The 23,453-nt window shown below is 63.0% G+C and carries 22 protein-coding genes; 11 read left to right on the forward strand and 11 right to left on the reverse strand.

The window, feature by feature from the left end; translation table 11 throughout:
• Positions 1-78: 78 nt before the first annotated feature.
• The 5 genes from P0D68_RS06325 to P0D68_RS06345 form a co-directional block, all read right to left on the reverse strand.
• Complete coding sequence (locus tag P0D68_RS06325) at positions 79-1,230, reverse strand: porin (protein WP_091796245.1); 1,152 nt, start codon at positions 1,228-1,230, stop codon at positions 79-81.
• A gap of 590 nt (positions 1,231-1,820) precedes the next feature.
• Positions 1,821-2,600: an ABC transporter ATP-binding protein gene (locus P0D68_RS06330; RefSeq protein WP_091796244.1), complete on the reverse strand. Its 780-nt coding sequence runs from the start codon at positions 2,598-2,600 to the stop codon at positions 1,821-1,823.
• A 45-nt stretch (positions 2,601-2,645) separates the two neighbouring features.
• Positions 2,646-3,359 (reverse strand): ABC transporter permease, encoded by a 714-nt coding sequence (locus tag P0D68_RS06335; protein ID WP_091796242.1) that lies wholly within the window; start codon positions 3,357-3,359, stop codon positions 2,646-2,648.
• Positions 3,356-4,045, reverse strand: coding sequence for an ABC transporter permease (locus P0D68_RS06340; protein ID WP_091796240.1), 690 nt, complete (start codon positions 4,043-4,045; stop codon positions 3,356-3,358). Before P0D68_RS06340 ends, P0D68_RS06335 begins: the two co-directional genes overlap by 4 nt.
• A 300-nt stretch (positions 4,046-4,345) precedes the next feature.
• On the reverse strand, positions 4,346-5,122 hold the full coding sequence (locus tag P0D68_RS06345) for an ABC transporter substrate-binding protein (protein ID WP_408297421.1): 777 nt from the start codon (positions 5,120-5,122) through the stop codon (positions 4,346-4,348).
• A gap of 708 nt (positions 5,123-5,830) precedes the next feature.
• Between P0D68_RS06345 and P0D68_RS06350 the strand changes: the two genes are divergently transcribed.
• Positions 5,831-6,541, forward strand: coding sequence for a pirin family protein (locus P0D68_RS06350; protein WP_408297419.1), 711 nt, complete (start codon positions 5,831-5,833; stop codon positions 6,539-6,541).
• Between the two features lie 171 nt (positions 6,542-6,712).
• Here P0D68_RS06350 and P0D68_RS06355 read toward each other — a convergent pair whose 3' ends face one another.
• Positions 6,713-7,258, reverse strand: coding sequence for a Spy/CpxP family protein refolding chaperone (locus P0D68_RS06355; RefSeq protein ID WP_408297417.1), 546 nt, complete (start codon positions 7,256-7,258; stop codon positions 6,713-6,715).
• A 220-nt stretch (positions 7,259-7,478) separates the two neighbouring features.
• Between P0D68_RS06355 and P0D68_RS06360 the strand changes: the two genes are divergently transcribed.
• Positions 7,479-8,204 carry a response regulator gene (locus P0D68_RS06360; protein ID WP_091796232.1) on the forward strand — a complete coding sequence of 242 codons (726 nt, stop codon included), beginning with the start codon at positions 7,479-7,481 and terminating at the stop codon, positions 8,202-8,204.
• Entirely contained in the window at positions 8,188-9,507 is a 1,320-nt protein-coding gene (locus P0D68_RS06365; RefSeq protein ID WP_408297415.1) for an ATP-binding protein, read from the forward strand. Before P0D68_RS06360 ends, P0D68_RS06365 begins: the two co-directional genes overlap by 17 nt.
• A gap of 108 nt (positions 9,508-9,615) precedes the next feature.
• On the opposite strand, the gene P0D68_RS06370 is transcribed toward P0D68_RS06365, so the two are convergent.
• Together P0D68_RS06370 and P0D68_RS06375 are read right to left on the reverse strand one after the other, a co-directional pair.
• Complete coding sequence (locus tag P0D68_RS06370) at positions 9,616-9,882, reverse strand: double-stranded DNA-specific endonuclease (protein ID WP_007175813.1); 267 nt, start codon at positions 9,880-9,882, stop codon at positions 9,616-9,618.
• Positions 9,883-10,026: 144 nt separating this feature from the next.
• A complete protein-coding gene (locus P0D68_RS06375; protein WP_091796228.1) occupies positions 10,027-11,718 on the reverse strand; it encodes a sensor domain-containing diguanylate cyclase in 1,692 nt (563 codons plus the stop codon).
• 709 nt (positions 11,719-12,427) lie between these two features.
• Here P0D68_RS06375 and P0D68_RS06380 point away from each other — a divergent pair.
• Both P0D68_RS06380 and P0D68_RS06385 read left to right on the forward strand, forming a co-directional pair.
• Positions 12,428-14,179: an ABC transporter permease gene (locus P0D68_RS06380; RefSeq protein ID WP_091796226.1), complete on the forward strand. Its 1,752-nt coding sequence runs from the start codon at positions 12,428-12,430 to the stop codon at positions 14,177-14,179.
• 19 nt (positions 14,180-14,198) lie between these two features.
• Positions 14,199-15,545, forward strand: coding sequence for an ABC transporter ATP-binding protein (locus P0D68_RS06385; RefSeq protein WP_091796224.1), 1,347 nt, complete (start codon positions 14,199-14,201; stop codon positions 15,543-15,545).
• A gap of 108 nt (positions 15,546-15,653) precedes the next feature.
• On the opposite strand, the gene P0D68_RS06390 is transcribed toward P0D68_RS06385, so the two are convergent.
• The 3 genes from P0D68_RS06390 to P0D68_RS06400 form a co-directional block, all read right to left on the reverse strand.
• Entirely contained in the window at positions 15,654-16,223 is a 570-nt protein-coding gene (locus tag P0D68_RS06390; RefSeq protein ID WP_408297412.1) for a hypothetical protein, read from the reverse strand.
• Entirely contained in the window at positions 16,220-16,798 is a 579-nt protein-coding gene (locus P0D68_RS06395) for a hypothetical protein (RefSeq protein ID WP_408297410.1), read from the reverse strand. Before P0D68_RS06395 ends, P0D68_RS06390 begins: the two co-directional genes overlap by 4 nt.
• Before the next feature lie 324 nt (positions 16,799-17,122).
• Positions 17,123-18,181 carry a sigma-54 interaction domain-containing protein gene (locus P0D68_RS06400; RefSeq protein ID WP_091796218.1) on the reverse strand — a complete coding sequence of 353 codons (1,059 nt, stop codon included), beginning with the start codon at positions 18,179-18,181 and terminating at the stop codon, positions 17,123-17,125.
• 372 nt (positions 18,182-18,553) lie between these two features.
• Between P0D68_RS06400 and P0D68_RS06405 the strand changes: the two genes are divergently transcribed.
• From P0D68_RS06405 to otsA, 6 genes are all read left to right on the forward strand, one after another.
• On the forward strand, positions 18,554-18,871 hold the full coding sequence (locus P0D68_RS06405; protein WP_091796216.1) for an ElaB/YgaM/YqjD family protein: 318 nt from the start codon (positions 18,554-18,556) through the stop codon (positions 18,869-18,871).
• A 47-nt stretch (positions 18,872-18,918) separates the two neighbouring features.
• The gene (locus P0D68_RS06410) at positions 18,919-19,188 is read left to right on the forward strand and encodes a hypothetical protein (protein ID WP_091796214.1); all 270 of its coding nucleotides are present in this window, start codon (positions 18,919-18,921) and stop codon (positions 19,186-19,188) included.
• Positions 19,189-19,495: 307 nt separating this feature from the next.
• Entirely contained in the window at positions 19,496-20,896 is a 1,401-nt protein-coding gene (locus P0D68_RS06415; RefSeq protein ID WP_408297407.1) for a sigma-54-dependent transcriptional regulator, read from the forward strand.
• Positions 20,897-21,030: 134 nt separating this feature from the next.
• Positions 21,031-21,300, forward strand: coding sequence for a hypothetical protein (locus P0D68_RS06420; protein WP_408297405.1), 270 nt, complete (start codon positions 21,031-21,033; stop codon positions 21,298-21,300).
• Positions 21,301-21,453: 153 nt separating this feature from the next.
• A complete protein-coding gene (locus P0D68_RS06425; RefSeq protein ID WP_091796209.1) occupies positions 21,454-21,666 on the forward strand; it encodes a hypothetical protein in 213 nt (70 codons plus the stop codon).
• Between the two features lie 212 nt (positions 21,667-21,878).
• Positions 21,879-23,306: an alpha,alpha-trehalose-phosphate synthase (UDP-forming) gene (gene otsA, locus P0D68_RS06430; protein ID WP_091796207.1), complete on the forward strand. Its 1,428-nt coding sequence runs from the start codon at positions 21,879-21,881 to the stop codon at positions 23,304-23,306.
• Positions 23,307-23,453 lie beyond the last annotated feature (147 nt).

Raw genomic sequence — 23,453 nt, forward strand, 5'->3', positions numbered from 1 at the left:
GCAGCAGCGTGAAAAAGATTCTCTTGAAGAATATTGGACTACACCCCGGAGGAAGTTCCTCCGGGGAACACCGTTCGATTAGAACGAGTGTTGAATACCTGCGTACACGCCAGTCTGGCTGTGACCCGGCAGCGGATTGTCCGTGCTGGTTGCCGTACCTGCGTTGTTGGCATTCAGGCCGTAGTTAGCCGTCTTGCTGTTTTGCGTCGTTGCAACCTGGAGGTCCAGCAGCGTGCGCTTGGACAGGTTGTACGAGCCGCCGACCGTGTAGATCGTCGCGTTGCCCGCGCCATTGTTGCCGTTCACGTGGTAGACCGCAGCGATCAGCGCCGCTGCCGGCGTTGCTTGCCACGTCACACCGCCCCATTCGTGATCGAGCGTGGTCGGCTGGCCCGGCAGAACGTTCTGTGCACCTGCCGAACGGACAGCCTGGTAAGCAGCCTGAATCTTGAACTGACCCAGGAACACGTTCACGAGAGCCGAGTATTCACGCGATGCCGCGAACACGCCGTTACCGATGTTGGCCGTATTGACCGCGCTTGCGTTCGGGCCGTACAGGGTGCCGTTAGCCGGATTGCGGATTTCGTCGTAAATACCGCGAACCTGGAACAGCGAGTTCGTGTAGGTGACTTGTGCGCCAGCTTCGCGACCTTGAGCGGTCGTGCCGTTGCCGTTCCAGCTCGTTGCGTTCGACAGCGCGTATTGACCGTAGAAGTCAAAGCCCGCGATCTTCGGCGACTGGTAAGCGAAGTTGTTGCTCGATTGCGGCCAGTTGCGGCCACGCACCAGCGATGCCGACGACCAGTTCGATTGACCGAACGGGTCGAAGTCCCACACGCCGTTCGAGATGTACAGCATGCGACCCATCGTGAACGTACCGTACTGGTCGTTCGACAGGCCGACAGTTGCCCAACGATTGAAGAGACCGCCGCCGCCAGGGCCTGCACCCGTCATGGTGTTGAAGGAGCCTTCCAACTGGAACAGGACCTTGTTGCCGCCACCGATGTCCTCAACGCCCTTCAAGCCCCACAGGCTGGTACCCCAGTCGCCGCTTTCAGCGCGCCAGCGGTTCGTGCTGCCAGTTGCCTGACCATTTGCACCCACGCCTTGCGGAACGCCCGTCATGTACTCAATACCGGCGTCAAGGCGGCCGTACAGCGTCACGCTGCTTTGGGCGTGCGCAACAACACCGGCTGTCATCAGCGCAGCGGCGAGCAAAGCTTTCTTCATCTTCTCCTCCATACCCTGTCAAAAAGTGAAACCCAGTACTGCGAATGGTGCTCGGCCGCGAATTGCGCCGAACAGAAATCGGTACCAGGGAGATTAGCGGGTGGATTGGGTCTCCTGCCGTGACGTGTAGCCTTGGGGCTATCTGGTCGTCATGCCGATCCCTCGCCGACCGGTTCTCCTCTGTGCTTTGAAGTAAAACTACTTTTAATGAACTTTGTTTTGCTACTTTGGTTACTAATTTATCAAAAATACACTTCACTGGGAGAAGAAATTAGTACCGGCCTCGATTGATGTCTCCAAATTGCAATAAGAATATGGGCGACGACCCGTCGCAACACCGGCGAAAATCGTGAAAACCCTTATGCGACAAGGGAATCACGGTTCGGCACGGGTAGCGTTAAGGATTGCCACTATTGACGCCTTAGATGCGGCAGAGTAGGGCGGGAAGGCGGGGGTTCGAGGCGGATGGGAGGCGGATTTCGTGGCCGAAAACGCCGGAATGCACAGGTCACCGAAACAAAAAAGGCGCCGGTAAGCGCCTTGTAATACTACTTCGACTACAGCCCAGATAATGGGTTATTCGTGGGCCGTTATTTGAGGCTGCCGGAGAGGAATTGTTTGAGCCGTTCGCTCTTCGTGTTCCTGAACACTTCGTCGGGATGGCCTTCTTCTTCCACGCGGCCTTGATGCAGGAACATCACGTGATTCGACACGTTGCGCGCGAAGGCCATTTCATGCGTGACGACGATCATCGTGCGGCCTTCTTCGGCGAGGGTCTGCATGACCTTGAGCACTTCGCCGACCAGTTCGGGGTCGAGCGCGGAGGTCGGTTCGTCGAACAGCATTACGTCCGGATGCATGGCTAAGGCGCGCGCGATTGCCACGCGCTGCTGCTGGCCGCCCGACAGATGCGACGGGTACTGCTTTTCGAGGCGCGGCGCGAGCCCGACCTTTTCCAGATATTCGCGCGCGCGCTCTTCGGCTTCCTTGCGCTTCAGTCCCAGCACGTTCACGGGCGCTTCGATGATGTTCTCGAGCACGTTCATGTGCGACCACAGGTTGAAGTGCTGGAACACCATCGAGAGCCGGGTGCGCACACGCTGCAACTGCTTCGGGTCCGACACGCGCAACGCGCCGTTCTTGCCGATCTGCGTGCGGACTTCTTCGCCATCCACGAAGATGCGGCCGGAATTCGGCTGTTCGAGGAAGTTGATACAGCGAAGCATCGTGCTCTTGCCCGACCCGGATGAGCCGATCACGCTGATCACGTCGCCGGCATTGGCCCGGAGCGACACGCCCTTGAGAACTTCGTTGTCGCCGTACTGTTTGTGAAGCTCATCGACGAAGAGCTTTTGCTTCTTGGTGTTCATCTGAATCCTTGGGCGTGCTGACTTACTGAGGCGCGGTGCCTTGGGTTACTTGCCTTGCGGCCGCAGGTAAGCGAGCCAGCGGCGCTCGGCGCGGCGGAACAGCCACACGAGCGCGAACGAAATGCACAGATAGAGCAGGGCGGCGATACCGAACGCATTGAACGACTGATACGTGGCGGAGTTCACGTCGCGCGCGATCTTGAGGATGTCCGGCACGGTCGCGGTAAACGCGACGGTGGTGGCATGCAGCATCAGGATCACTTCGTTGCTGTAGTACGGCAACGCGCGGCGCAATGCCGAGGGCAGAATCACGCGCCGGTACAGCGTGAACGACGACATGCCGTAAGCGCGTGCCGCTTCGATTTCGCCATACGGCGTCGCCTTGATCGCGCCGGCGAAAATCTCGGTGGTGTACGCGCAGGTGTTCAGCGTGAAAGCGAGCAGCGTGCAATGCATGCCGTCGCGGAAGAACGCGTTGGTGAGCTCGTGATTGCGGATGATCTCGAGGCTGTACAAGCCGGTGTAGCAGAGCAGCAACTGCACATAAAGCGGCGTGCCTCGGAAGATGTACGTATACAGCCACACGAGACCGGCAAGCCATTTCTTCTTCGACACGCGGGCGACCGAGAGCGGAATCGACAGGCAGAAGCCGAGCCCGATCGACACCACCAGCAGCCACAGCGTGATCGCCACGCCGGTGATGCGGTAGCCGTCGGTGTAGAGGTAATTGCGCCAGTATTCCTGAATGATCTCGATCATAGATCCGCCTTTCGCACGCCGGTCGAGTAACGCTTTTCGAGGTACATCAGCACGAAGTTGGACACTGTGGTGATGACGAGATAGATCGCCCCTGCGAACAGGGTGAAGAAGAAGAACCGCAACGTGCCCTTGCCCGCGTCCTGCGAAGCCTTCACCACGTCGGCGAGGCCGATGATCGACACCAGCGCGGTGGCCTTGACCATCACCTGCCAGTTGTTGCCGATGCCCGGCAGCGCGAAGCGCATCATTTGCGGGAACATCACGCGGGTGAACACCTGCCAGCCGGTCATGCCGTAAGCCGAGCCGGCTTCGAGCTGACCGCGCGGCACGGCGAGAAACGCGCCGCGGAAGGTCTCGGTGAAGTACGCGCCGTAAATGAAGCCGAGCACGGCGACGCCGGCCACGAACGGATCGATGTCGATCTGATCCCAGCCGAGCAGGTCGGTCAGGTTGTTCAGCCAGATCTGGATGCTATAGAACAGCAGCAGCATTAACACCAGATCGGGCACGCCGCGCACGAGCGTGGTGTAGACGGTGCCTACGCCGTTCGAGATGCGGTTTTTCGACAGTTTCGCCGCCGCGCCGAGCAGGCCCAGCACGAAAGCGAACGCCAGCGACAACACCGCCAGTTTGACGGTTTGCCAGGTGCCGTTGAGGAGCAGCGGGCCGTAGCCTTGAAGGAACATAGGGGGTCCTTGACGATGTGTTTGCGACACACCGCGAAAGACGCGGCCAACTCTGCGCCGCGTTTGCCGCGAGCTTGTGGCTCGCTGTGACCTGCGGCGCACAGCGCACCGCTGTGCAAATCATGACTGCATGGCCGTTGCCGGTCTTGCAGCGCGCTTTTCGACTCTTGGGGTGAAGCTACGGGTGAATCTACTGCCGACTGTATTACGAAGCCTCGTGAAAGCCCATGCGGGCGTGCCCCGAGTTTCGTGGGTGCTGCTTCCGGTGTCCGGGCTCAGTGTCCGGGCACCGGTCCGGACTCAATGCCCAGGATAGATGTCGAAGTCGAAGTACTGCTTCTCGAGCTTCCTGAACGTGCCGTCCTGATGAATCTGCGCCAGCGCCTGGTTGAACATCGCCTTCAGCTCGGCGTCGTCCTTGCGCAGGCCGATGGCCGTGCCTTCGCCGATCGTCTTCGGATCCTTCACTTCCGGGCCGGCCCAGCCGAAGCCTTTGCCGCGCGGCGTCTTCAGAAAGCCGGCGTCGGCCTGCACTTCGTCCTGCAACGCGGCGTCAAGACGCCCCGAGGCGAGGTCGGCGTACACCTGATCCTGATTCTGATAGGGCACCACAGTCACGCCTTTGGGCTCCCACCAGACCTTGGCATAGGCTTCCTGCGTCGAACCCTGCTCGACGCCGACGCGCTTGCCCTTCAACGAGGCCGCCGTGGGCAGCAGCGGCGACCCGGTCCGGGCGATCATGCGGGCGGGGGCGTCGAACAGCTTGTCGGAGAAGTCGATCTGCTCGCGGCGCTTGTCCGTGATGGTCAGCGACGACACGATCGCGTCGAACTTCCTGCCCTTCAACGCGGGAATGATGCCGTCGAGATCCTGTTCGACCCACACGCATTTCACGTTCATCTTCGCGCACAGGGCGCGGGTCAGGTCGGCGTCGAAGCCGACCACCTGGCCGTTGGGGGCCATGGATTCGAACGGCGGATAGCTGGCGTCCACCCCGATTCGCACGGTCTTCCACTCTTTGGCCATCGCGCCGGTGGCCATGACCGCCAAGGCCACGCACAGTGCGAGCTTCTTCATGTTTCTCCTGGGTCAAACTGATCGTCGTGGTGCTCCGATCTCGACGACCGCCGGTTCGTGGCCGGCCGTCGCTATTCTAGGCGGTCAAAATTGTCGCGCCGCCCGCTGATCCTGCTTCGCGGTAGGCCGCGTCCATTTGATGCCGCGATGGAGTCTGGCGCGGGTCTGGAACCCGCCGCTCATCCATCACGGTCCGCCGTGGCGGGCCCGCTGACGTGCCTTCGGCGCCCACGCAATCTCGAAAAGCGCGGTATTTTACCCGAACAGGGACGGGGCGCCAGTGCGGGGCGCCTGCGGCGGTGAACTGGCGGGTGCGGACGTTGTGCGAGCGCGACGCCGCTGTTCTTTGTAGACCGTGACCGGTCGTGCTTGCCACGAAACCGCGACGCGTGGGTCTCGCGGTCTGCGGGGCGCGTGGCGCAATTCAGCCCAGATTCGGCCTCGCAATCGCGCTATGACGTACCCTGCGCAACAGCGCAACAGCGCAACAGCGCAACAGCGCAACAGCGCAACAGCGCAACAGCGCCAAAGCGCAACAGCGCCAAAGCGCCAAAGCGCCAAAGCGCCAAAGCGCCGGAGCGACGCCCACCGCCAATTGAGCCGATTGCACTCATTGATGAAACGATCCGGTGCACCCACGCCGATTGTTTCGCGCAGGCTCTGCCCATACATTCTCGACATCGCCATTTACTCACCGGGAGTTCCTCCATGTTCGAGATTCGCCGCTCCGAAGAACGCGGTCACGCCAACCACGGCTGGCTCGACTCGTATCACAGCTTCTCGTTTGCCGACTACCGCGATCCCCAGCACGTCCACTTCGGCCCGCTGCGGGTCATCAACGAAGACCGCATCGCCGGCGGACAGGGTTTCGGCACGCACGGCCATCGCGACATGGAGATCGTCACGTATGTGCTCGAAGGGGCGCTGGCCCACCGCGACAGCATGGGCAACGGCTCGACCATCCGTCCCGGCGACGTGCAGCGCATGAGCGCCGGCACGGGCGTGCAGCACAGCGAGTTCAACGCGTCGCAGGACGAACCGGCGCACCTGTTGCAGATCTGGGTGATTCCGCAACGCGCGGGCGACCAGCCGGGCTACGAGGAAAAGCGCTTCGACGCCGCCGACAAGCGCGGCCGTCTGCGCGTGGTCGCTTCGCCCGACGGTCGCGACGGCTCGGTGACGATTCACGCGGACGCGTCGATTTACGCGGCGCTGCTCGATGGCGCGGAAACGGCCACCTTCGCGCTGCCCAAAGGCCGGCTCGCGTACGTGCATGTGGCGCGGGGCGCGGTGACGGTGAACGGCGAAGCGCTGCGCACGGGCGACGCCGCCAAGCTCAGCGAAACCGATACGGTGACGCTGGAGAAGGGCGATAACGCCGAAGTGCTGCTGTTTGATCTTGGGCCGCTGAACGGCTAAGTCGCAAGCTGCCGACTAGCGTGGCCGTCTTCGCATAAAGGACGATCGACGCGCGCGCTACGAGCGCGCTGTGTAACAAAAGAAACGCCACGGAAGGCAACCTCCGTGGCGTTTTTGCATCTGGCAGAGCAGGCGGCCGCGCCAGCCGCTTGCCTGCCGTGAACTGTCTACTTACTGATTGGCCGCAGGCGCCGATGCCGGCCCCTTGCGATGCTCCCAGCGCTCGTGCATCTTTTCATGACGCGACTCCATCTTCGCAAAGCGCTGCTTGAGCGCCGTGCTGACGGTGGTCTTCTGCTGGTCGTTCAGGCCGTTATAGAACTTGAGCCACGCGTCCGTGGTTTGCTGACGCAGTTGCGCGTCTTTCTGCTCGACCTGCTGGTGTGCGGCGGCCATGGCGTTCAGATCCAGAATCGGCTGCTGCTGCGCGGCATTGAACTGGTCCTTGATCTGGTCATGGTTGGCGCGCATGGCCTCGTGGTTCTGCTTCATGGTGTCCAGCGCGGCTTGCCACTGCTTTTCCTGATCCGCGTTCAGCTTCAACTGGTCGTGCAGTTGAGTCAGTTCCTTCATGAAGTGGCCGTGCCAGCCGCCGGGACCGCCGGGGCCGCCGGGCCCGCCATGGTCAGCGGGTTGTGCGGCATAAGCAGCGCCCGCGCCGATGGCGAGAGCGGTGGCGGCAACGGCGAGAACGCGCGACATCTTTTTGGTGGACATGTGAGACTCCCTGTAATGGAATAGCCGACGATGCAACCGGTTAAAGTGAACGGCCTGCATTCGGTAAGACACAGCGTAGAGAACTGCGCGATTGGCTGTGTTACGTGGCTGGACGCGGACGTTACGGCACATTACGCATGCCTTTCACCGTAACACCCGGTAACCCTTGAGGCCCGTCTGAAATCGAAAACCCTTCCTGCTGCGCGTTAAACTTCATCCCATGGCTACTCAAATACTTGTTGTCGACGACGACGTCGAATTGCGTGATCTGCTGCGCGACTATCTGGCCCGTCAGGGTATCGAAGTATCGGTGCTGCACGACGCGGGCTCGCTCGAGCGCAGGCTCGAACGCGAGCGTCCCGATCTGATCGTGCTCGACCTGATGATGCCGGGCGTCGACGGGCTCACCGCGCTGCGCAAGCTGCGCGCGTCGGGCGACGACATCCCCGTGATCATGCTCACGGCGCGCGCGGACGACGTGGATCGCATCGTTGGTCTGGAGCTCGGCGCGGACGACTACCTCGGCAAGCCGTTCAATCCGCGCGAGTTGCTGGCGCGCGTGCAGGCCGTGCTGCGCCGCCGCCGCACGCTGCCTTCGGCGGCGGCGCCGGAGCAGCGCGAGCCGTTCAACTTCGGCCGCTTCACGCTGGATTTCCAGTCGCGCACGCTGCATCTGGAAGACAAGCCGCTCACGTTGTCGGGCAGCGAATTCGCGCTGCTGAAGATTTTCGTCAATCACCCCATGCGCACCCTCACGCGCGAACGCCTGCTCGAACTGCTGCACGGTCCGGAATACGACGGCACCGACCGCGGCATCGACGTGCAGGTCTGGCGTCTGCGCCGCATTCTCGAAACCGACCCGTCCACGCCGCGCTTCATTCAAACGGTGCGCGGCCGCGGCTACGTGTTCGTGCCCGACGGCGAACAGCATGCGCCGTCCCATTGATTCGCTGTTCGGACGGCTGGCGCTGCTAGTCGTCGCGGTCCTGCTGCTGTCGCATTTCGCGTGGTACTCGCTCATGCGCCTCGAGCGCAGTCAACTGCAAACACGCTATGCGGTCGAGGAAGCCACCTTCCTCGTCGACGCGGTGCGTCAGCACGTCGCCCGAACACCGGATCAGCCGTTGCCGTCACGCGTGAAGCTGGTCGATCCGGCGAGCCCGGAAGTGCCGCCGGAGAGCGCGGACATGCCGCCGCCGCTCGAACGTTTCCTCGAAGACGTGCGCGACCGCATGCCGTCCGGCACGCAGGTGCGCGTCGGTGTGCCGGGCCTTCCGCCCACGCTGTGGGTGCGTGCCATCTCCGATCGCAGCTGGATCGTGGTGCCGGTGCAGCCGTTGCGCACGCCGCGCTCGCTCGATCGCACGGTGTTGTGGCTTGCCATCATTTTCTCGTTCGCGGTCATGGCGGCGCTCTTCGCCGCGTGGGCGCTGCAGCAGCCTTTGCGCTCGCTCGCCCAGGCGGTGGCGCGCTTCGGCCGCGGCCTGCCGGTGCCGCCGGTGCCGGAGCGCGGCCCGCGCGAGTTGCGTCAACTGACCCACGGTTTCAATCAGATGGTCCAGGAAGTGGCGCGCACGGAGAACGACCGCGCTGTCATGCTCGCAGGTGTCGCGCACGATCTGAAAACGCCGCTGGCGCGTTTACGGCTGCGCGCCGAGATGATGGACGAAGTAAAGGTGCGCGACGGCGTGGTGCGCGACGTCGATTCCATGACGCATATCGTCGACCAGTTTCTGGTGTTTGCGCACGACGGCGCCGATCGCAGCGAGCCCGTCGAAGTGGATGCGCAGTGCGAGCGCGTGGTGCGCAGTTATCGGGCGGTGGCGTCCGGCGCGCCCACCGTGCAGACCGAACTCAACGCGGGGCCGGCGTTCCTGTTGCCTGCCGCCACGCTCGACCGGATTCTGTCGAACCTGCTCGACAATGCGCACGCGTACGGCGCCCCGCCGATCGTCGTGGCCACGGCGCGTACTGCGCAAGGCTTCACCTTGTCAGTGAGCGACAACGGCGACGGCATCGCGGCGCAGGATCTGATCAACGCCAGCCGGCCCTTCGTGCGGCTCGATCCGGCGCGCGGCGGCAACGGCCATAGCGGCCTGGGGCTCGCCATTGTCGAGCGGCTGGTACGGCGTGCGGGCGGGGAATGGGAGATCGGCAACCACGGCGGCCGTGGTTTGCGAGTCTTGATGAGCTTTCCGTTCGAAGTGTTGCCGCGGGTCGCGGCAACCTCGGAGAATGCCTGGTCGTGAATGGCGACTGGCGCCTGGCGATTGGCGGCGCGGCTCGAACTTGAGCCGCCCGCACCGCGCGCCGCGATCCGAACGCAAGGTTCGCAGGCGCGGAAAGACGGTGGCGCGCTAATCTGAAAACAACGTATTCAGCGCATTCGCCGCGTCGCTATCCACGGTATTCCACGTCACCGTTTCGGCTTCGAAAATGTAATGCGTGGTGTATTTGCCGAGCCGCGCCAGGATCTCCTCCTGAATCAGTTCCGGCGCCACGTCCAGCTTCAGATACCACGCGGTGGACGACAGGCGCGTCTGGAACGCGCCGTATTCGGCGAGCAAATGGTCGAACGCGTCAGCATCCTGATCGCGACAGACGATGACCAGATTTCCCTTCATGCGAATCTCCGTAAGAGCGGTAGCGGCAACCTCGATATCAAGGTCGATCATACCTGCTTCACTACGAGACGCCCGAAGGCGGATCTTGCGTTGCGTCAGTTTCTTGCGTAGTGGTCGAGGCGCTGGCGGCCGCCGGCGAGCGCGTTACCAGACGTTGGCCACGGTGCGGGCGGGCGGCGCTGTGTCGTCGGGGGGCAGGGCTTCGGTGCGGTCGCGACCGCCCGATTTTGCCGCGTAGAGGGCCGTGTCGGCGCGGCTCATGATGCGCTCGGGCAGATCGTCGGGCGAGAGTTCGGTGATGCCGATGCTCACGCTCAAGCCCACGGAAGCGGGCAGCTTCGGCGAAGGCATTGCTTTCAGGCGCAGCCGCAGGCGCTCGACGACTTCGCGGCCGCCGGCCAGATCCGTGGCCGGCAACAGCAGGCCGAACTCTTCGCCGCCCAGCCGGCCGATCGCATCGGCGCCGCGCAACTCGGCGCGGCAGGTGTCGACGAAATGCTCCAGCGCACGGTCGCCGGCAGCGTGGCCGAAGCGGTCGTTGATCTGCTTGAAGTGGTCGAGGTCGGCGATCGCCATGCACAACGGCTCGTTGCTCACGTGCGCGCGTTCGATCTCATGACGCAGCAAGTCGAGGAAGTAGCGCCGCGACAGCGCGCCGGTCAGCACGTCGTGACGGGCCTCGGCCGAAAGCAGCGTGTTGGCGGATTGCAATTGTTCGGCAAGATCGCGGGTCGCGCGATGGTGGCGCCGCTCGCGCACGTACGACACCGTGATGACCCACGCCAGCGCGACCGTGCCGGCCAGCGTGAGGAACACCAGCAAATGATCGCGCTTGTGATTGCGCAGCAGTTCCGGCCAGGCCGCGAGCGGATCGACCAGATGCGCCGACAGCCCGGAGTTCAGGCCGCCGCGCGCCTGATAGAGCGACGGCACGGGGCGCTCGGACATGCCGAACAGTTGTCCGGCCACGGCGGACGGCACCCACGGCGCCTGTTCGCGCACCTGGGCGTCCACTCTGATCTGGATGTCGGGGAAGCTGTCGCGCAGATAGATGGTCTTGCGCTCGGCGGGACTCATCTGCGCGACGCGTGAGTTCGGCAACGCGCGGCCTTCGAGCGCGCTGTTGTGCGCCATGATGATGACGCCATTGTCGTCGGTGACGAAGGTGCCGGCATGCGCGACCCAGTGGCGCAGCCGCGCGATCCCGACCTTGGCGACGACCACGCCGACCAGCAGACCGTCCGCATAAGCCGGCGCGGCGATGAAAATGCCGGGCTCGCCGCTCGAGCGGCCGACGCCATAGGCCTCGGAGAAGGCGCCGAGCAGTGCGTTCGTCAGGTAGCCGCGCACGCGCATGTCGGTGCCGACGAACGAGCGCTCGGCCGCGAACGGGTTGTTGATCGAGTTGCTGGAGGCGACGCAGATGCCGTTTGAATTGACGAGCCAGATCTGGTCGAGCCCGGAGAAACCTTGTGCGTCGTGCAGGAAGTTGCTGACGGCGGTCATCTTCGCGTCTTTCAGCAACGCGGCGCGCAGGGCGGGTTCCGTCGTTTGGTCGTTCACGGCATAATTCTGGGATTGCACCAGAGCGCGCTGGACCACGTCCATTTCGGCCATGGTCGCGGGGATGGCCCGAGACATCGCGAGGTCGCTGGCGATCACTTCCGCCATGTTGTCGACGATCGACGTGGACATTTGCCGCTGCGCACGCAGGGCCGCGTCCAGCTCTTGCTGTACCATCCGGTCCGCGACCATGCCGGCCACGAACCAGCAAACCAGTACGATCAGCATGAAGCTGACCGGCCCGGTTGCCTGGCGCAAGGTTGTCCTGTTCATCGACTCTCTGATCCGTCTGGCTGTGACATGCAACTAGCTCATTCGTGGCAGCGCGCCGGCGCTGTTTCGCCCCTGCGCAAGCGCTCGGCAAAACGCCGCCGCTGTGGCCCGGGATAAATCGACGGCAGGCGTCGTCTTCTGATTTTAACCGTCATGGGGCCAGACGCCATTGTTATTGCGGGAAAGCGAACTACCCGCACCGCGCCCATCAGGTTCTTAACGGCGGCCCGGCCGGTTTCTTAATGGCAGTACGGGTTTTCCGGGGGCCGCCGATGCGATCCGGGTCGCCGCCGCCCCGGCTGAAGATGTGGCCTGCGCGCGACGACGAACGGCCTGCCGCTTGACGTGCGCGCGCGGCCCTCAAGGACGATAGCGGCACGTCCCCCGTTATTTATCGCGATTTACCGCGAAAGGTTGTGCCTGAAACATAGGATGGTGTAGTGTCGTGCCGTCCAAAACAAGGAAAGCTCGCCAGCCTACGGGCGGCGCCCGCGGCGACAGGAGTCGGGTTTGAGGGTTGCGGTCCTGGGCGGCTCGTCCACGGACACATTCTTCACCGGTCCACGTGTCTCCAACGCTAACGATTTACCGCGCACACGCGTTTTGCCATGCCTGATTTCCGCTTTCCGGACCGATCTTCAGACCGCCGCGCCGAAGCCGCGGCCTCCTTGTTGTTTGCGAACTGCTGGCTCGACGGGGAGGGCATCTGATGGATTTCAGCTTCAACCTCAAGCGCACCGCCAATGCGTCGGCATGGCGGGTGCTGCCCAATCGCTGGGACTTCGTCGCCTTCCCGCTGATCATCTGCGTGATCGCCATGGCGGCGATCGGTTTTCACGAGACCTTGGCGCCCATGTCGACGCTCAAGACTCAAACCATCTCGCTCGATCCGGCGAATCTGCCTGAGTACGCCATGCGCACTACGCTGCGCATGCTGGCGGCCATGGTCGCCTCGCTGATCTTCACGCTGGTGTACGGCACGCTGGCGGCCAAGAGCCGCCGCGCCGGGCTCGTGCTGGTGCCGATTCTGGACATCCTGCAGTCGGTGCCCGTGCTCGGCTACATTTCGTTTACGGTCACCTTCTTCCTCGCGCTGTTTCCCGGCCGGGTGCTCGGCGCCGAGCTGGCGGCGATCTTCGCGATCTTCACGAGCCAGGCGTGGAACATGACGTTCAGCTTCTATCAGTCGCTGCGCACGGTGCCGCGCGATCTGGACGAAGTGTCGCGCGGCTTCCACCTCACTTCATGGCAGCGCTTCTGGAAACTGGAAGTGCCGTTCTCGATGCCGGGCCTCATCTGGAACATGATGATGTCGATGTCGGGCGGCTGGTTCTTCGTGGTGGCCTCCGAAGCGATCACGGTCGGCAACCGCACGATCACGCTGCCGGGCATCGGCGCGTATCTGGCGCAGGCGATCTCGGACAAGAACCTGCACGCGATCGGCTGGGTGATCCTCGCCATGACAGTCGTGATTCTCGCGTACGACCAGTTCCTGTTCCGGCCGCTCGTCGCGTGGGCCGACAAGTTCCGCATGGAAAACACCAGTTCGGGCGACGCGCCGGAATCGTGGCTTCTCGATCTGATTCGCCGCACCCGCCTGATCCACCGGCTGCTGGTGCCGCTCGGCTGGATGTTCGCGCGAGCCGCGCGCGTGCCGTTGCGGCTGCCGGCCATCCAGGGGCCGCGCTTCCAGATCCCGCAGATGCAGAAAAGCTCGCGCGTCGGCGATATCGTATGGGCGGCGCTGGTGCTGCTCACCACCGTCTACGTGGTGTACCGCGTCTTCATGTATGTGCGCACCGGCGTCTCGCTGGATGAAGTCTGGCACGTGTTCGTGCTCGGACTCATTACGCTCTTGCGCGTGGTGGTGCTGATCGCGCTGGCCTCGGTCGTGTGGGTGCCGGTTGGTGTGCTGATCGGCTTGCGCCCGGCGCTCGCCGAGAAGATCCAGCCGCTCGCGCAGTTTCTCGCCGCGTTCCCGGCCAATCTGCTGTTCCCGGTGTTCGTGATCGCGATCGTGCGCTTCCACCTGAACCCCGACATCTGGCTGTCGCCGCTGATCGTACTCGGCACCCAGTGGTATATCCTGTTCAACGTGATTGCCGGCGCGACCTCGTATCCGAACGACTATCGCGAGGCGGCCAAGAACTTCCATATCCGCGGCTGGCAGTGGTGGCGTCAGGCGATTCTGCCGGGCATTTTTCCGTATTACGTCACGGGCGCGATCACCGCGTCGGGCGGCGCGTGGAACGCGAGCATCGTCGCGGAATTCGTGCAGTGGGGCGACACCAAAGTGGCCGCGCACGGCTTGGGCGCTTACATCGCGCAGTCCACCGCCGCGGGCGACTATCCGAAGATCATCGTGGGCATCGCCGTGATGTCCCTGTTCGTGACACTGTTCAACCGCCTGCTGTGGCGTCCGATGTACGCCTACGCCGAAGCCAAGCTCCGGCTTGATTGAAATTTGAAGGCAAAACGCGATGCAAAATCCTAAAGCTGCTATGACCGCCGCGCCGATCCAGACGCCGCCGAAGCCGCCGCGCCTCGGCGAAGAGATCCTGCGCGTCAAGGACGTGTGCCGCGGTTTCAACAAGTCGCAGGGCGAACTGCTCGTCCTCGACGACGCGAATCTGTCGCTGCGCGAAGGTGAGATCGTCGGCTTGCTGGGCCGTTCGGGCTCGGGCAAGTCGACGCTGTTGCGCATCATCGCCGGTCTGATCGAGCCGACCGATGGCGAAGTCACGTATATGGGCAAGCCGCTCAACGGTCCCGCAAAGGGCGTCGCGATGGTGTTTCAGACCTTCGCGCTGTTCCCTTGGCTGACCGTGCTGCAAAACGTGGAAGCGGGTCTCGAAGCGCAAGGCGTCGGCGCGAGCGAGCGGCGCACGCGCGCGCTCGCCGCGATCGACCTGATCGGTCTGGACGGTTTCGAAAACGCTTACCCGCGCGAACTGTCGGGCGGTATGCGCCAGCGCGTCGGCTTTGCGCGCGCGCTGGTGGTCGACCCCACGCTGCTGCTGATGGACGAACCGTTCTCCGCGCTCGACGTGCTGACCGCCGAAACGCTGCGTACCGACCTGCTCGATCTGTGGACGCAAGGCCGCATGCCGATCAAGGCGGTGTTGATCGTCACGCACAACATCGAGGAAGCGGTGTTCATGTGCGACCGGATTCTGGTGCTGTCGTCGAATCCGGGCCGGGTAATCGCCGAGATCAAGGTGCCGTTCAAGCATCCGCGTAATCGTCTCGACCCGGCGTTCCGCCGGCTGGTGGACGAGATCTACGCGAAGATGACCGCGCGTCAGACCGACGAAAAGACCAAGAAGGGCCTCGAGCTGCACAGCTGGTTGCCGCATGTATCGACCAACCTGATGGCCGGTCTGATCGAAACATTGGCCGCGGCGCCGTACCACGGCCGCGCCGACATGCCGGAAATCGCCCGTTCGCTGCATCTGGAGGTGGACGATCTGTTCCCGGTCGCCGAAGTGCTGCAGCATCTCGGTTTCGCCGATGTGCGCGAAGGCGATATTTTCCTGACGCCGCCGGCGCGCGTGTTCGCCGAGTTCGGCACGCAGGAACGCAAGATGATGTTCGCCGAGCATCTGCTGCGGCATGTGCCGCTTGCCGCGCGAATCAAGAAGGTGCTCAACGAACGGCCGGGGCATCGCGCGCCGCGCGTGCGCTTCGAACAGGAGCTGGAGGATTTTCTGTCGGATAGCGCCGCGGAAGAGACGCTCGACGCGGTCATCAACTGGGGCCGTTATGGCGAGATCTTCTCGTATAACGACCAGACCGAAATCTTCAGTCTGGAAGACGTGGAGTCTTGAGCGCGCTTAAGTAGCGCGTTCGAGCTGATCGGTTTGAACGTCGCGCCTCGCGCTGAAGCGAAACAGGAACGGCAGGGGAGACCCTGCCGTTTTTTTATTGCCGCGCGCTTATTGCAGATTGCCCCAGCGCGGAACGGCCGGTTCAGCGGACGCCCACTTCCAGCCCTTGTCCTGTTGACACGCGCTCGCCGTGTACCAGTCCTCATGCGCGCTCGGGCCGTCGCCGTCCTGCACCGAGAACACGAATTCCTTGCAGAGCGCGAGGGCCGAACCGAATGCGCGCGTCACGCGAACCTGGCCGTGGCCGTTCTCGATCGGCAGCGTGTGCTTGACGGCCCACGGGCGCGTCTCGCCGACTGGCATGGCGCCCGCCAACGCGGCGATCATGTTCTGCTGATCGGTGTGCATGGTGCGCATATAGTGGCCCACGGCCTCGTCAGTCGCCGCCTGTACGGCAATGCCGACACCGATGCCGATCGCCGGATTGGACGTCACGAGACCCGACGCGACACCGGCCGCCGCGCCGCTTGCCGCGCCGACCGACGAGCAGCCGCTCGTCATGACACTCGCGCCGACGCACAGCGCGCCGGCCAGCACGAGCCGCAGCCGGTTGCCGGACCACGTAGCGAGGCGCACGCGGCGCGCCTTGAGTCCAGCCGTATGCGAACGCGCCGTCATTGCAGCGCGCCCCAACGTTCGGTGGCGGGTTCGGCCGATGCCCATTTCCAGTTCTCGCCGTCGCGGCAGATCGAGGCGACATAAAACGCGCTGCTGGCCGGCACATTCTTGGTGGCGGTCTGGTCGACGGAGAAGACGATTTCCTTGCAGTCGAGCGCGCCCGTGCTGATCATGCGGCTGACGGTGACGCGGCCGTGTTCGTCGTCTTCGATCGGCACAGAGTGGGTGACGCTCCATGGCGCCACTGCGCCGACGTCGAGCGGCCCGGCGATTCTGGCGATACCGTCCTGCGTATTCGTGTGAACCACGCGCTCCGAATACTGCACGCCGGCCCGCGCCGCGGCGACCGCGCCGAGGCCGATGCCGGTTGCGACGGCCGCGTTGTTCGTCACTTTTGCCGCGAGCGCGGCGCCTGCGATACCGGCGCCGGCGGTGGCGCCTTCAGAGTAGAGCGAGCTACAGCCGCTCAACGCCGACGAGATCGCCACGACGAGAGCAGCGAGTGCCGTGGCATTGGGACGACCACGCCCGGCGGATTGTTTTGCCCATTCGGCCCAGACCATACTTTTTTGCATTTCCCTGTCTCTGCTCCTGCAAGCGCCTTTCGTTCACGCTCGATAAACACCGAATGAACGAATAACACGCGTTCCCCACCTGGCAATGCGTGTGCCGCATTTTGCAGGATGCTATTTGTAATTGGCAGAGGGAAAATGCAAGCAATTGCAAAAGATGGTGCGAGCAAAATCGGTTTCTGTTTGGCACAGATCGATTTTGATTGGTGGTGCGAAGGGATTGGATTCGGAATTCGACGCGCGCAAGCAAGGGCTTTTTGCAAGCGCTGTCAGATGCACGATGCCGGTACTCACGCGGCTTTTCCACGTGAGTACCGTGTCACGAAGTTATTGCTCGGACTCGTCTTCCGCGCTTTCGTCGCCGTATGCGCTCAAGCGGTTGTACAGCGTCTTGAGACTCACGCCAAGGGCTTTGGCCGCACGACGTTTGTCGCCGCCGCAATATTTGAGCGTGCCGAGAATGATCTGTTTTTGTGCGTCGGCGAGCGGCGTGCCGATCCATACGCTCATCGCATCGCCCTGGGTCATGGGCTTTTTCACGCGCGACGCGAGATGCGGATGCGGCAGCTCCACCGTCTTCTCCGCGAGAATGAAGGCGCGATAGACCGCGTTCTTCAACTCGCGCACGTTGCCTGGCCACGACCAGGTGCGCAGCGTTTCGATCGATTTTTTGCTGAAGCTTTTGCTCGTGCCTTCCTGCTGATTGAGCAGCGCGAGGAAGTGCTGCGCGAGCAGTTCGCGATCGTTCTCACGCTCGCGCAGTGGCGGCGCGCGTAGCGGGAAAACCGCGAGCCGGTACATGAGGTCTTCACGCAGACCGTTTTCCTTGACCGCGACCGCCGGGTCGCGATTGGTCGCGGCGATCACGCGCACGTTGCCGCTGATCAGGTCATTGCCGCCCACGCGATAAAAGGTGCCCGTTTCGAGCGCGCGCAGAAGCTTGACCTGACGCACCGGCGCCATTTCGGTAATCTCGTCGAGGAACAGCGTGCCGCCGTTCGCATGTTCGAAGTAGCCGATGCGGCCCTGCACCGCGCCAGTAAAACTGCCTTTTTCGTGGCCGAACAGTTCGGCTTCGATGAGTTCGTCGGGAATCGCGCCGCAGTTCACGGCGACGAATGGCGCGTCCTTACGGCCGCTTTGATCGTGAATCGTGCGGGCGATCAATTCCTTGCCCGTGCCCGATTCGCCGATGATCAGCGCGGTCGCGTCGGTGCCGGCGACGCGTTCGATCTGCTCGTACAGATCCAGCATCACCGGTGACGAGCCGTACAGCAGGCCGTACGACTTCAGTCCCGCGATGCCGTCCGCGACGCGCTGCTTCGCCTGTGCCGAACCATTGCCGCCGGCGGAGACGGCGGGCGAGTCCAGGTCGATTGACGCCATAAACGGGGGTCCTGTGCAAATGTGTTCGTTGTTGCGGCGCGCAGGCCTGGGAACGAGATAAACCAGTCAAGCCGCTATCTCTCAAAGATTGATTTAACCACTTTGGCACCGTTTTCGGCAATCGATGTGAAGGCCTGCGGATACATTCGTTTCTGGTCGGTCGAAAGTCCCTGGCGCAGCGACCGCCTTGGGATTTAAGGTCAAAGTTACCGGGCACGGTGTTTGCGAATTCCACCCGACACGCGTGTGCTTTTTCTCGCGATCCGATGCCATTCGATGGCTCGTCACTGCGGGTGGCGCTTGCCGATCCGCAGGCCCGGCAGGCTCGCCGGAAAGCACACGCGAACGCCGAACTCAGACCAGGAGTGAATGATGACTGACACCACGCAACAGCTTGCACTCGGCGGCCAGAAGATTGTCGAAGATCTGCGGGTGCTGCTGAAGGACTCGGAAGAAATGCTGCGGCTTGCCGCCAACGTGCCTGGCGAGGGCGTCGACGCGCTGCGCGACAAGCTGGGTACGCACGTCGAAACCCTGCAATCGGCGCTGGGCGACGCGCAGCAGAATGCGCAACGTCGTTACCGGACAGCCACCGTCAATACCGAGCGCTACGTGCGCCACAACCCTTGGCGTTCGATCGGCATTGCCGCGGGCGTCGGCTTCGTGCTCGGCGTCCTGACGACGCGCTAAACGCGCGTTCCGATACCAATCCGCTTCATGAAGACAAGGAGTTCACGATGGCACGACCTAAAATCGGCATCTTCGGCGCGCTGATGGCGCTCGGTGGCTTTCTGGCTATCCGTTATGTGCAGCGCAGCCGCGCGGCTCAGATTCCGGTGGCGCGTGAATTGAGCCGTTGGGAAAACGAAGGCGGTACGGTGGCGGCGCCGGCAACCCCCGCGGCCAATGCGGCTCCGGCGGCCGATGTGAGCCCGGGCGCGCATGGCGCCAACGGCTCCGCGTATCCGAACGGCAACGGCGGCGCATGGCCGTTTCCTCGCAGCTGACGGCACTGTTTAAACAGCGTCGCCGGTGTGCCGCCCTAGCGGGCGGCGCCCGGGTGCCTTGTTAATTTTGCCTCGATAAAGCCGTATAATAGGTAAATAGACAACAATGTCGGTTTATACCGGGGGTTTTGGCTCGATATTGTTGCAATATTGAATCAAGTCGGTGGTTGGCGTGTTTCGTTCAGGTTGGTGGGCGCTCACATTGGAGCACCTGGCAGCCCGGCAAAGCGCCAGGCCGTCGGCGCGCTTTTAAGCATGCGCCTTAGCATGTATTCCCACACCCACGCTTGCAGGCTTTCGAGACGCGATGCCACATGTACTGATTGTCGATGACGATGCCGGTACCCGCGAGGCGCTTTCCGCCATCATCGGGGAAGACGGCCTGACCACTGCCACCGCGGGCGATTTGCGCGAAGCGCGCATTCAATTGGTCCGGCAGATGCCGGACGTTGTCTTTACGGACCTGAAGCTGCCGGACGGCAGTGGGGTCGATCTGTTCGAAGATCTGGATCCGCGCTCCGGCGTGGAAGTGATCGTGATTACCGGCCACGCCACGGTCGAGTCGGCGGTCAACGCGCTGAAAATGGGCGCCACCGACTATCTGGTCAAACCGATCAACATGCAGCGCGTGAAGGCGATCCTCTCGCGCCTGCCGCGCGCCGGCGACCTGAAAGCGGAAATCGGCACGTTGCGCGGCGAGCTGCGCCGCATGGGCCGCTTCGGTCTGATGCTCGGCAATTCGCCGGTCATGCAGGAGGTCTATGACCAGATCGGCCGCGTCGCGCCGACCGCGGCTTCGGTCATGCTGGTGGGCGAGTCGGGCACTGGCAAGGAAGTCGCCGCGCAGACGCTGCACCAGCTCAGCTTGCGCCGCAAGCACGCGTTTCTCGCGGTGAATTGCGGCGCGATTTCGCCGAACCTGATCGAATCGGAAATGTTCGGCCACGAGCGCGGCTCGTTCACCGGCGCGGACCGTCAGCACAAGGGTTATTTCGAGCGCGCGAACGGCGGCACGCTGTTCCTCGACGAAATCACCGAAATGCCGATCGAGTTGCAGGTCAAGCTGTTGCGCGTGCTGGAAACCGGCATGTTCATGCGGGTCGGCACGACCAAGGAAATCGAAACGGACGTGCGCCTGATCGCGGCCACTAACCGCGATCCCGAGCAGGCCGTGCTGGAAGGCAAGCTGCGGCTCGACCTTTACCATCGGTTGAACGTGTTTCCGATCAGTTTGCCGCCGTTGCGCGAACGCGGTAAGGACGTGGAACTGCTGGCGCAGGCTTTCCTCGACGAACTCAACGAACGCCACAGTACCAAAAAGCATTTCCCCGCAGCCGTGAAGGACATGCTGATGTCGTACCCGTGGCCGGGCAATGTGCGCGAGTTGAAGAACTACGTGCAGCGCGCGCACATCATGTCGGGTTCGGATTCGGACAGCACGGCGACCGTGCCTTTGCAGATCACACTGTCCAAGCCCGCGGCCGGCACCGCGATCACGATTCCGTTCGGCACGTCGCTCGCCGAAGCGGACCGTCAGCTGATTCTGGCCACGCTCGAGCAGTGCGGCGGCGTGAAGACGCGGGCCGCCGAGATTCTCGGCATTAGCCTGAAGACGCTGTACAACCGCCTGGTCGAGTATGGCAACGACGCGCGCGAAGACGGCGACGCCGCCGACGAATCGCGCGCGCTGGGCGGCGCGGACGCTTAATCGTCACTGCGTGTCAGCGGCGTGCCACCCGCGTCGCTGACACCGTTCACACCGCCGATGTGATCCTGGCGGGCGCATCCGTAACGGCACAGGCCTTGCTGCATTCCAGTGGAACGCAAACGAGGATAAACAACATGCCGGAATACGCTGCCACTCCTGTGCTTCCCTTGCCGATGCATGCTCACCGCCCTGAGCCGATCGAGCCGCCATCAGCTCCTCCGATTGCGCCACCGAGTCCCGGCGAGCCCGACAACATTCCTGTTCCGAGTCCCGATCCGGGGCCGCAACCGATCGAACCCATCGAACCAGTCGCTCCGCCGATTGGCGATCCGCCGCCGCAGCCCACGCAAACGCCACAAGCCAGTCAGGGGTGGCCGTCACCGTCGCCACGCATGCAACTCTGACGCGTTCCGTGCGTTGCGCCACAATCCGACGTCGAGACTTTATGTACTTGTTACAAAGCCGGCGCATCTTTTACCGGCAAATTACCTTGGCGGCCCCTAGACTGTATTGATGCCGCAAAACTGGCGGCAGGCTTCCCCTTGGAGGCGTGGATCATGAGACATCCAGCACTGCGACGTTCAGCGCGTCATTCGAAGCGCGATTCCCGGCCGGGCGGCAGCAAGGACAGCGCAACGGCGTCGCCCGATCCGGCAGGGCAGAACCGCGTCGCGCCCGATGCGCCGCCAGACGGCGAGCACAACCAGGGCGGCGTGCGGCCAGAAGGGCTTGAATACCAGCGCGACCTGGGCTCGGAGCAGGACGCCTGAGACGGTTCGACGACCGGTAAGAGGCGTTCCGGTTTCGTCAGATAAAGCAGAAAAAATTTCTTCGTGGCGGAGCGGCGCTGCGCGTTTTTGCTCGCTCGTCACATTTGCATACATTTTTATTTCCAACATCTCAAAAAACGGCACGCGACTTGCATGCACCTTTTTGGCACATATCCGTATGCAACGAAACAACTGAACTAGGTGGAGCACCAATGAGCAGACTGATCGTGGTATCGAATCGTGTCGCGCCGACCCAGGAAGGCCGTCCCGCAGCGGGTGGCCTCGCTATCGGCGTGCTGGACGCGTTGAAGGAAACCGGCGGAGTCTGGTTCGGCTGGAGCGGCGAGACGGTGAGTGAGCCGAGCGCTCCGGTGATCGAGAAACAAGGCAACGTGACGTACGCGACGGTGGGCCTCACCAAGCGCGACTACGACCAGTATTACCGCGGTTTTTCCAATGCGACGCTGTGGCCGACGTTCCACTATCGCAATGACCTGTCGCGCTACGACCGGCAGGAGTACGCGGGCTATCAACGTGTGAACGCGACGCTCGCGAAGCAACTCAAGGAGTTGCTCAAACCCGATGACATCATCTGGGTTCACGACTATCACCTGCTGCCGTTCGCGCGTTGTCTGCGTGAACTGGGCGTGAAGAATCCGATCGGCTTCTTCCTGCATATTCCGTTTCCGGTGCCGGAAGTATTGCGGACCATTCCGCCGCACGAAGAACTGGTCAAGGCCATGTGCAGCTATGACGTGATCGGCTTTCAGACGGAGGCGGATCGCCAGTCGTTCGTCGACTTCATCGAGCGCGGCCAGCACGGCACCTCGAGCGAGGACGGCATGGTGCACGCGTACAACCGCTTCCTCAAAGTGGGCGCGTATCCGATCGGAATCTATCCGGACGCGATTGCCAAGGCCGCCGAACAGTTCACCGACCGTAAGCCGGTGCGCAGCCTGCGCGACGGCATGCGCGGGCGCAAGCTGATCATGAGCGTGGACCGTCTCGATTATTCGAAGGGTCTGGTGGAACGCTTCCAGGCCTTCGAGCGGCTGCTGCTGAACGCGCCGGGTTGGCACGGTCGCGTGTCGCTGGTGCAGATCGCGCCGCCGACGCGCGCGGACGTGACGACTTACCAGCGGATTCGGCAAACGCTCGAGGGCGAAGCCGGCCGCATCAACGGCCGGTTCGCGCAGCTCGACTGGACCCCGATTCAGTATCTGAATCGCAAATACGAGCGCAATCTGTTGATGGCGCTATTCCGCCAATCTCAGGTCGGCTACGTGACGCCGCTGCGCGACGGCATGAATCTCGTCGCGAAGGAATATGTCGCCTCGCAGGATCCGGCCGATCCTGGCGTGCTGGTGCTGTCGCAATTCGCCGGCGCCGCCGAGCAGTTGCCGGGTGCGCTGGTCGTCAATCCGTTCGATCTGTCGCAGATGGCCGAAGCGCTGGAGCGCGCATTGTCGATGCCGCTCGCCGAGCGACAGGCGCGGCATGCCGACATGATGGCGCCGATGCGCGAGAACAATCTATCCGTCTGGCGCGATACGTTCCTCGCCGATCTGCGTAACGTCGCGACGGCCTCTTCGGTGGCGGCTAAAGCGGTAAAGCTCGCTGACGTGACCGCGTCGTCGTAGCCGGATTAGCGGCCGCGCGGCTTGCGGTTGCGCCGCGCGTGCTGGTCACGTCGTTGAAGCTATGTGGATGGTTCTGGATGAGAAGAAGGGCGCGAATCGCGTGATGCGAAACGCGCCCTTTTTGCACGGCTGCGTCCGAACGACTCC

This window comes from Paraburkholderia sp. RL17-380-BIE-A, from assembly GCF_046028085.1.
Lineage (GTDB): Bacteria > Pseudomonadota > Gammaproteobacteria > Burkholderiales > Burkholderiaceae > Paraburkholderia.